The organism is Ralstonia sp. Ralssp135 (genome assembly GCF_047304345.1).
In the GTDB taxonomy this organism is placed as follows: Bacteria; Pseudomonadota; Gammaproteobacteria; order Burkholderiales; family Burkholderiaceae; genus Ralstonia; species Ralstonia chuxiongensis.
On the sequence record NZ_JBGLYZ010000072.1, the window covers coordinates 1 to 8,783 of the forward strand.

Below are 8,783 nucleotides of genomic sequence, written 5' to 3' on the forward strand. Positions count from 1 at the left end.
GCCGTTGCCGCCGGCTGGCCAACCGTGGCGGTCAAGGCCGGCACGGGCGCGGCGGCAGCAATGGGGGCAATGGCTGTGGGCGGTGCGGCTGGGCTCTGCGCTACGGCCGATGTGCAGGCGGCCGTACCGGCCATCACTGCGACTGCGGCCGCGATGGCCAATCCCCTCTGAAACGCCTGGTGCGACGCTTTCCCTGATTGTTGTTGTGTTCTCATCTCGACCCTGTGGATTCTGCGCAGGTGTTGCAGCCGAAAACTATACGCGATCCGCCTCCCCAAGTGGCGAGCCGGACGCCCGCCGCGCAGTAGGGTGTTGTATGGCGTCACTCCAGCTCGCGCAGCTCGGCTTCGCCGTCGGCAATCTGGAATTTACGCATCTTTTCCCACAGCACCTTGCGGCTGATGCCAAGCGTAGCGGCGGTGTCCTGGCGGCGCCAGTTGTTGGCATCCAGCGCGGCCAGGATACGGCGGCGTTCTTCTTCGCCGCCATTGCCGCCCCCACTGCGCTCGCCATAGCCGCCATTGCCGCCTTCGCGCTCGAAGGCATCGCGCTGCAGGCCGGCAAACAGCGGCAGGATACGGGCTTCGTCCCAGCGACCGAACTGGCGCAGCGTGATGCCGATGCGCTCTGCCAGGTTGCGCAGCTCGCGCACGTTGCCTGCAAAGTAGGCGCGAGTGACCGAGGTACGCACCCATTCCGGCACCGGCGGCATGGCATTGAAGGTCTTGTCGCCCAGCAAATGCCGCAGGAAGGAAAGCAGCAGCGCGAGCTTGTCGTCCGCCCCGCGCTGCTCCAGGCTGGGGATGCGCAGCTCGATCACAGCCAGACGAAAGTACAGATCTGCGCGGAACTTGCCCGTGGCGACCATTTCGCGCAGGTTCTTGTTGGTGGCGGCTACCAGCCGGAAATCCAGCTTGACCGGCACCGTCGAACCCAACCGCGTGCATTCGCTGTCTTCCAGCACGCGCAACAGCTTCACCTGCTGGTACAGCGGCAGATCGCCCAGCTCATCGAGGAACAGCGTGCCGCCGTTGGCCTGTTCAAAGTAGCCACGGTGCGCGTACATGGCGCCCGTGAACGCGCCTTTGGCATGGCCGAAGAACTGCGATTCGAACAGCCCGTCGGGAATCGCACCGCAGTTGACCGCCACGAATGGCCCCTTGCCGTAGACGCTGTTCTTGTCGTGCAGCAGGCGCGCAATACGTTCCTTGCCGGCGCCGGTTTCGCCATAAAGCATGACGTTGCTGTCGCAATCGGCAAAGGTATCGACCTGCTCCAGCAACCCATGCATGGCCGGCGATGCGGCCACGAGGTCGCTCTGATCCTGCGCCTGGGCCTGCGCAGACGACATCGACGGCAGGACCTTGCTGATCTGCGCGCGCAGTTCGGTGGCGCCAAAATCCGGACCCAGCACGTACGTGTATTCGGGCGGGAAGCGGCTCGAATCATGCTGCGTATCCGCCGCCACCCAGATCACCGGCATGCCTTGCGCAGCCTGCCAGTCGAGCACAGTAAAACCACCGCTTTCCACTACCGATGCGCTGATCACCGCCACCGCAGGCTTCAGCCGCGGCTCGGCCGGTTGAAAATCGATACCGCCCGCGCGGATGACCTCCGCCCCAAACGGCGCCATGAACCGTGCCACACGATCGGCAATATCGTGACGGCCTTCCCAGACAAAAATCTCAAGCGTTTCGTACGCCCAGCGATCGGTTTTCATGTCGTCGCTTCCATGTCAGTAAACCAACTCGACGGCGTCGCAGTCGAGCGAAAGGAGTTTGATGTCGGCGTAGCCGAGTTGGATGCCGAGGACTTCGAGTAGAGGGGTCAGGATGGCGTCGAGCGTCGAGCCGATCAGAGCCAGCACCGGAGACAGAATCGCCGTACCGATCGGCCCAAGTGGAATTCCCAGGACGGTCAACTGCAGCTGATCAAGGTTGCTGTTCAGGACAGAGCCAAACACTGCCTGCGTACTCACACGCGGTGGTGAATTGCCGCTTGTATCGGTCTGAGGATTCAAACCGATCTGAGTGGCTGCGATGGTTTCGTCAGCCCACCCCGAATTGGGGGCCGGCGACACGTTGGCCTTAATACTGACTGCACCAATCCCAAGCAGAGTGACGAGAGGCGCCGGTGCGGCCGATGCGCAATTCAACGCGCCACTTACCGCCGTATCCGCCCCTGTAGCAATGCACAGCGAAACGGGCTGGGGTTGTACGGAGATGGTGGCTGTCGAGTTCTGACGAGGAACGACGCAGTTGGTCGATTTTGCGTGCCCCTGGGCGCCCGCGACCTGCAAACCGATCGGCAACGTAATACCAGCAAGCCCCAGCACGTCGGCATTGATGCCTAGACCCAACCGCACCTGCGCCGTCCGCGCTTGCGTTCTCCACTGCCCTGCGTTCGGTCCCGACAAAAATTGCCCCGGTGGCCCAACAGCAATCGCCGGCGGTTCAATGATCTTCAGCGATAGCGTAACCGTCCCCAGCCCCAGGATGTTGAGCGTAACCGGCGACACATTCACAGCCGACTGGCTATTCGCAATCTGCGCAGCCGTTGTCAGGAGATCGAGCACATTGACGGTGGCGTTGAGGGCAGCCTGCTCATTGCCAGCCAGTGCCAGCACCTGCAGCAAGCCCGGCGACGAGGCTCCACCATCGCCAATATTGATCGGCACGTTGAGATCGTTGCCAAACGACAGCGCATTGCTGGCGCCTGCCCCCCCCACCGACACCCCGGCCAGCCCGGACTGCGACGCCACTGAGATCACGGCATTGAAAAAAGTCCCTAGGCTAGGCGACAGCGAGAGCAGTTCCTGCATCGACCCCGCACCCAGCGCCACCGCTAGGTCGGCCAGGCGGATGTTGGTCGTGGCCAGCCCCTGATACGAAACGGCATCGATATTCAAGTTCGTGTGGAGCAGGTATCCGAGCAGCTGGTTCAGAAGTCCGTTATCGACTGAGGCAAGCCCAGACCCGAGCGAGAACGCCACGATGGATGTGTTCTTCGCAATCGCCGTCGCCGTCAGTTGCCGCCGGCCCACCATGAAGAAATACGGCACGTTCTGCGTGATCGTCACCTGTGCTGCGTTGGTGTTGCCGTCAACGGCCGCCTGCGCGGTGAAGTACGTGGGCGCCGTGCCCGCGCTGGCATCCCAAACGCCTGGCACGACTGCCAGCGTGACATTGGTGCCATCCACTGTCAGTCCGTTCTGCACCACCGCCTGTTGTGCGGCGGTCGGCAGGTCAAGCCTCTGCACGGCGGCCATCGCTGCCAGATCGGCCGAGCGTTGCAGCGCGCGCTGCTGATAGAACAGGTTGCCGATGTCGATCGACACCAACACCGCCAGCCCGACCGTGGCGATAAAAGTAGCCGTCATCACGCTGACCGCGCCACGCAGGCGGCGGCGGAGCATGACGGCTCGGCGAAGACGGGGGGCGGTGGCTCGTGTCACAGCGTGAGGTACGTTTTGCAGAGATCAGCGCCCAGACTGCTGGACAAGGTTGACCGTCGACGCCCGCGTTCCGGAACTCTGCTGTGCCAGGCCAGGCATGGCCTGATTGAACGAATTGAGGTAGCGCTGATAGGCCAGCGCTGCCTGCTCGCCTCGCAACGGCACGAACTCGCCCGCGTAGGTGCCCTCGGCTTGCGCCTTGAACAGCGCCCGCGTCGCATCATTCACGTGGGTGCCGACCTTGGGTGCCGCCGCGGCGCCCTGCGAGTCGCTGCCCGAGAACCCCTGGGCGCCGGCGACGCCGCACGTCAGCCATGCCGCCACACCGGCGGCCATCAAGATGCGGGAAGTCATTGTGAAGCCTCCAAGGTGTCAAGCAGGCGACCGCGCTGCAATGCCAGCGGGCGCGCCGATGTTTGGGTGGTGGTCGCCGCGGCGGCGACCGAGACGCCAGCAGACGCTGCGGCAGAAGGCCCCATTGCCACACCGCGCGGCGCCATCGTCGTGGTTTCCCGAGCGATACGGCGATCTCGCCACGCAGCGCGCACGCGGGCAACGTCGTCATCGACTGCCTTGAGGGCAGAGGCCGTCAGTTGTGCGTGCGAGGCGAGGGATGCAGCATCCTCCTTGCGATCGTTCACGGTCAGCCAGATCACCAGATTGCCGGCGATCTTCGGGCTGGCGGCGGCCATCTGCTGCGCCTGCATCAATGGCACGCGGGCTTGCTCGACCTCGCCAGCACGCATGAGGGCGTAGCCAAGATCGCTGGCCGTGCTGGCGTCGGTCGGATTGGCCTGAGCCGCGACCTGCAGCCGGCGAGCCGCTTCGGCAAAGTTGCCCTGGCGCCCCGCAACGATGCCCAGCCCACGCCAGGCCGCGGCATTGAGCAATCCGCCTTGCGTGCCTGCACCCATGGCGGAGGTGGCGCCCACCACCGCGCGGTACTCGGCATCGGCAGCGGCAAGTTGATCGGTTTCGCGCAGCGCATCCGCGCGCAGCAGCATGATTTCGGGCGCGCGGCCATAGCGTTGCTGGTAGGCATCGATATGCGCGAGCGACGCGTAGTACAGGCCCTGCTCCTGCATCTTGCGGATCAACGAAAGATACGTCGCCGGACTGGTGATTTCTGACTTCTCCTGGCTTTGGCGCTGACGTGCCATTTCGATATCGGCATCGGCGCGCAGGCTCATGTCGGACGTGGCCATCGAGCCACAGCCAGCCAGGAGGATTGTCAACATGGCCACGCCGGCCCAGCTGGCGCGCGCGGTGTTTGGGAAGCGTGTCATCTCAATGTCCCCCGGTGTGTTGCAAGCTGCGCATGACGCCCATGAAGCCCGGCCCCGCAGTGACGATCAGCAACGCGGGCAATAGCGTCATGACCATGATCATCGTCATCTGCACGGTCAGCTTGCCCACGCGCTCCTTCAGGCGCGCGCGGCGGTTCTCCTGCAGACGCCCGCCAAACTGCCGCAGCGGCTCCTGCACTGCGCCGCCGAAGCGATCCACCTGCGTGAGTAGCGTAATCAGGCCCTTCAGGTCTTCGTTGTCGAACAGGCGCGCAATGCGCAGCAGCGTCTGCTCGCGGGGGCGGCCCGAGGCAAACTGCTGGTTGGCGCGGCCAAATTCACCCGCCAGCACGGGCAGCATGCTGTGGAACTCGTTGGCGATCACCTGCAGGCTCTGGTCAATTGACAAGCCGACGCCCTGCAGCAGCCGCAGCATGTCGACCATGACGGGCAGCTCATCGTCCATACGGCGCCGGCGGGTTTCCTTGCGGCGCCCGAGCAGCCACTTCGGAGCAAGGTAGCCCAACGCGATGCCGACAAAGCCGAACACGAACACAAACAAGAGCGATGACGCATGCAATGCGCCGAACACAGCAAGCAGCGGCGGCAGCAGGATACGGGTCCCACCAAAGACGGTGCGGGCGTGTTCGCCGTAGTAGCCGCATTCTTCAAGCAGCTTGCGGTCTTCCTCCGTCACGATGCGGCGGCCTAGGCCGGTGTCGATCCATCGTTGTCCAACCTTGGCAATCTGTTGCTGGAGCTGCTGCGCTTCACGCGGGCCGTGCGGGCGCGGTTTGGCGGCGGGCTGCACAACCGGCGACGCAGCGGTTGCGGCGGGGTTGGCCGCCGTCGCGCGCATGTCGGACAGCGCCGTATCGAGCTTGCGTGCGCTGCGATGTCGCGTGAGCGTTGCGCGCACCGCGAGCCCACCGAATACCAGCACGCCGGCGGCCGCCGCGGTCAGGCTGAGGGTGATCAGGGCATCGTCCATGCGTTCTCCTCAGACCGATTTCGCTAGCTTGGCCAGCATGACCGCACCCAGCACTTCCATGCCGAATGCCGTAAGAATCAACGTCTTGCCGAACGGGTCACGCCACATCGACATGATGTACGCCGCGTTGAACATGACGATGACACCGCCCACCACGATCGGCAGCAAGCCGATGATCCATGCGGACAACCGCGTTTCCGCCGACAGTGCAAACAGCTCGCGCTGGGCTTGCTGCCGGTCACGCATGAATGCAGCCGTGCGCTCCATCACAATGTCGGCCCGCCCGCCGTAGCGCAATGCCAGGCGCAGCACCGACGACAGCAGGACCAGTTCGTTCACACGGTACTGCTGGCCGACTGTCAGCACCGCTGCGTCGAGGTCCTTGCCGGCGCGCTGCATCTGCGTGATGGCGATCAGGCAGTTGCGCAACGGCTGCTCGGTATTGGCACTCGCCGCCTGAAACGCCGCGGGTACCGCGCTGCCAATGCTCATCAGCCGCACCACGCCATCGAGAAAGCCTGGCAATTGCGCCAGCAGGCGCTCGTTCATCTTCCGGGTGCGATTCCAAAACAGGAACGCAACGATCAAGACATACAGTGCCAGCGCCGTCAGGGCCGAAAGCGCGCTCGACATCGCCCAGACCGCGAGCGCAATCATCAGCGCCGGGCCAATCAGCAGCACGTAAAAGCGCCGGCTCGGCTCGATATCGGCGCGGCGCAATGCATCGTGCCAGGCGCGATTGAGCGAATCGGGCACGCTTGCCGGCACGGGCTCGACATTCGGTTGATAACGCGCATTGATCTGCTCGGTCTGTGCGCGCACGAAGCTGCGCGATGCCTCGCGCTCGCGACGGCGCACGGCCTCCGCCCACAGCATGAGCGATGCGCCCATCAGGAGCAGCGCGAGGCAACCAAACCAGAGCGTCATGCTAGACATGGAAACGGCCTCCGCCGCCGAATCCGGTCATGCCTCCATTCATCCCGCCGCCATCGCCGTTGCGCATGCGGGCCAATTTGGGCGAATGCGGCTGCAGGCCGAGCGCCGTCCAGCGGTCGACCTCTTCGCCGTCCGGGCCGATGTAGGGCTCGTAGCGGTACAGCTCCTGCGTGGAGATGATGTTGTCCCCGAGCCCCGTCACTTCCGTGATCGACAGGATGCGGCGCTTGCCGTTGGACAACCGCCCGATCTGCACGATGAAATCAATGGCGTTGGTGATCTGCCGGCGCAAGCTCACCTCACTGCCTTGGAAGCCGGCAAAGCCCGCCAGCATTTCCAGTCGATAGAGGCATTCGCGCGGGCTGCTGGCGTGAATGGTGCCCATCGAGCCATCGTGGCCGGTGCTCATGGCTTGCAGCATTTCCAGCACTTCGCCGCCACGCACTTCGCCCACGATGATGCGGTCGGGCCGCATGCGCAGGCTGTTGCGCAGCAGTTCTCGAATCGTGACGACGCCCGTGCCCTCGAAGCCACCCGGCCGGCTTTCCAAGCGCACCACGTGCGGGTGGTTGAGCGACAGTTCGGCCGTGTCCTCAATGGTGATCACGCGCTCGACCTCGGGAATGTGATACGCCATCGCGTTAAGCAGCGAGGTCTTGCCCGAGCTGGTACCGCCGCTCACCAGGATGTTGCATCGGGCGCGCACAGCAGATTCGATCAGCGCACCGATCTCTTCACTCATGGTGCCCAGGCCGAGCAGGTCTTCCGGCTTGAGCGGGTCTTTTCGAAACTTGCGGATCGACACCACCGGCCCTTCGAGGGCCAGCGGCGGAATGACCACGTTGATGCGGCCGCCGTCGGGCAAGCGCGCATCGACCATCGGGTTCGACTCATCCAACCGGCGCCCGATCGGCGCGAGGATGCGGCGCACGATGCGCAGCAGGTGGTTGTTGTCGGAAAAGCGCACCGGAATGCGCTCGAGAATGCCGTGACGCGACACGTACACGTCCAGATGACCGTTGACGAGAATGTCTTCCACCGCCGGGTCGGCCAGCAGGTCTTCGATGGGGCCAAAGCCGGCCAACTCCTTGGTCAGCGCCTCGGCAATCTGCCGCACCTCCGTCTCGTTGACGGGGATGCGGCGCATACGCGTGAAGCCTTCCACTTCCAGATCGACGAAACGCTGGATGGCCGTGCGCGACCAACGACCGAACTCGGCGCCAAGTTCTTCGATGCGCGTCAGCAGGTGTTCGTGCGCGGCTTCCTTGATGTCCTGGAAGGCCTGCGAGACGGCAAACACGCCGTGGCCGGCGTCCGCCTGGTTGGAGAACTCGATGGGTTGGGTCATGTCGCGTTCCGTTCGGTGGTACCGATATCCAGTTCAGTGGCGTCTGCCGACTTGCGTTTGGAGCGCCCGCCAAAACGCCCGCCCAGCCGCGCACTCACGCCAGACACCCAGCTCGACACACCTGACGCGCGCTCACTCTGCTGCGCATAGCCCAGCGTCTGGGCAATCTGGGCTAGCGCACGCACATAGGCATCTGTGGGGTGAGTCTCCGCCAGCATCGCGCCCTGGTTGGAGGCGATCACCAGCGCTTCGCGGCGGTTCGGCACGGTCAGCACCGAGGGGATCTCCAGCCGCTCGGCAATCTGCGCTGCGTCCAACGACAGGCGCGTGTCGAATTTCGAAATGGTCAGGTGCAGGTGGTCGCGGTCAATTTCACGTTTCTTGAGTTCCTGCATCAGCTCGGCCGCCGACACGATGGCGCCTACGCTCTGCTCGGTTACCAGCATCACGTCGTCGGCGGCCTTGATGATCTGCGCGATGAAGTCGATGTTGCCGAACCCGCCCAGGTCAACGACCTGCAGGTCGAAGAACGTACGCAGCCGATTGAGCAGGCCGAGCGCTTCGGAGAACGAAATGTCGCGCATTTCCGCCAGCGAGATCGGCAGCGGCAGGACGGCAAGCCCGTTCGGATGACGCGACAGCGCGGTCTGTACAAACACCTGGTCGAAACGGCGCAGGTTGCGCACAGCCTCAACGAAATGGAAATTGGTCTGCACGTTGAGGTACAGCGCGCCGTCACGCAGCGGCTGCCCCAGGTCGAGCAGCATG

General features: G+C 64.2%; 7 protein-coding genes and 2 pseudogenes. All 9 read right to left on the minus strand.

Annotated elements, in window-relative coordinates:
* Nucleotides 1-215 (minus strand): annotated as a pseudogene (locus ACCD03_RS25095) (hypothetical protein); the annotation flags it as partial.
* Between the two features lie 107 nt (nt 216-322).
* Nucleotides 323-1,720, minus strand: a complete 1,398-nt coding sequence (locus ACCD03_RS25100) for a sigma 54-interacting transcriptional regulator (RefSeq protein ID WP_413413236.1) — start codon at nt 1,718-1,720, stop codon at nt 323-325.
* A gap of 15 nt (nt 1,721-1,735) precedes the next feature.
* Entirely contained in the window at nt 1,736-3,415 is a 1,680-nt protein-coding gene (locus tag ACCD03_RS25105) for a TadG family pilus assembly protein (RefSeq protein WP_413413237.1), read from the minus strand.
* 63 nt (nt 3,416-3,478) lie between these two features.
* Nucleotides 3,479-3,808: a DUF3613 domain-containing protein gene (locus ACCD03_RS25110; RefSeq protein WP_253534569.1), complete on the minus strand. Its 330-nt coding sequence runs from the start codon at nt 3,806-3,808 to the stop codon at nt 3,479-3,481.
* Nucleotides 3,805-4,740, minus strand: a complete 936-nt coding sequence (locus ACCD03_RS25115; protein WP_413413238.1) for a hypothetical protein — start codon at nt 4,738-4,740, stop codon at nt 3,805-3,807. Before ACCD03_RS25115 ends, ACCD03_RS25110 begins: the two co-directional genes overlap by 4 nt.
* A gap of 1 nt (nt 4,741) precedes the next feature.
* Nucleotides 4,742-5,731, minus strand: a complete 990-nt coding sequence (locus ACCD03_RS25120) for a type II secretion system F family protein (RefSeq protein ID WP_413413239.1) — start codon at nt 5,729-5,731, stop codon at nt 4,742-4,744.
* Nucleotides 5,732-5,740: 9 nt separating this feature from the next.
* Nucleotides 5,741-6,667: a type II secretion system F family protein gene (locus ACCD03_RS25125; protein ID WP_253534575.1), complete on the minus strand. Its 927-nt coding sequence runs from the start codon at nt 6,665-6,667 to the stop codon at nt 5,741-5,743.
* Entirely contained in the window at nt 6,660-8,015 is a 1,356-nt protein-coding gene (locus ACCD03_RS25130; protein WP_413413240.1) for a CpaF family protein, read from the minus strand. Before ACCD03_RS25130 ends, ACCD03_RS25125 begins: the two co-directional genes overlap by 8 nt.
* A pseudogene (locus ACCD03_RS25135) lies at nt 8,012-8,783 on the minus strand (pilus assembly protein); the annotation flags it as partial. The pseudogene ACCD03_RS25135 and the gene ACCD03_RS25130, both read right to left, overlap by 4 nt.

Excerpts from the sequence above, each read along its gene's own strand:
- ACCD03_RS25100 (WP_413413236.1), bottom strand. The coding sequence starts at position 1,720 with ATGAAAACCGATCGCTGGGCGTACGAAACGCTTGAGATTTTTGTCTGG.
- ACCD03_RS25105 (WP_413413237.1), bottom strand. The coding sequence starts at position 3,415 with ATGCTCCGCCGCCGCCTGCGTGGCGCGGTCAGCGTGATGACGGCTACT.
- ACCD03_RS25110 (WP_253534569.1), bottom strand. The coding sequence starts at position 3,808 with ATGACTTCCCGCATCTTGATGGCCGCCGGTGTGGCGGCATGGCTGACG.
- ACCD03_RS25115 (WP_413413238.1), bottom strand. The coding sequence starts at position 4,740 with ATGACACGCTTCCCAAACACCGCGCGCGCCAGCTGGGCCGGCGTGGCC.
- ACCD03_RS25120 (WP_413413239.1), bottom strand. The coding sequence starts at position 5,731 with ATGGACGATGCCCTGATCACCCTCAGCCTGACCGCGGCGGCCGCCGGC.
- ACCD03_RS25125 (WP_253534575.1), bottom strand. The coding sequence starts at position 6,667 with ATGTCTAGCATGACGCTCTGGTTTGGTTGCCTCGCGCTGCTCCTGATG.
- ACCD03_RS25130 (WP_413413240.1), bottom strand. The coding sequence starts at position 8,015 with ATGACCCAACCCATCGAGTTCTCCAACCAGGCGGACGCCGGCCACGGC.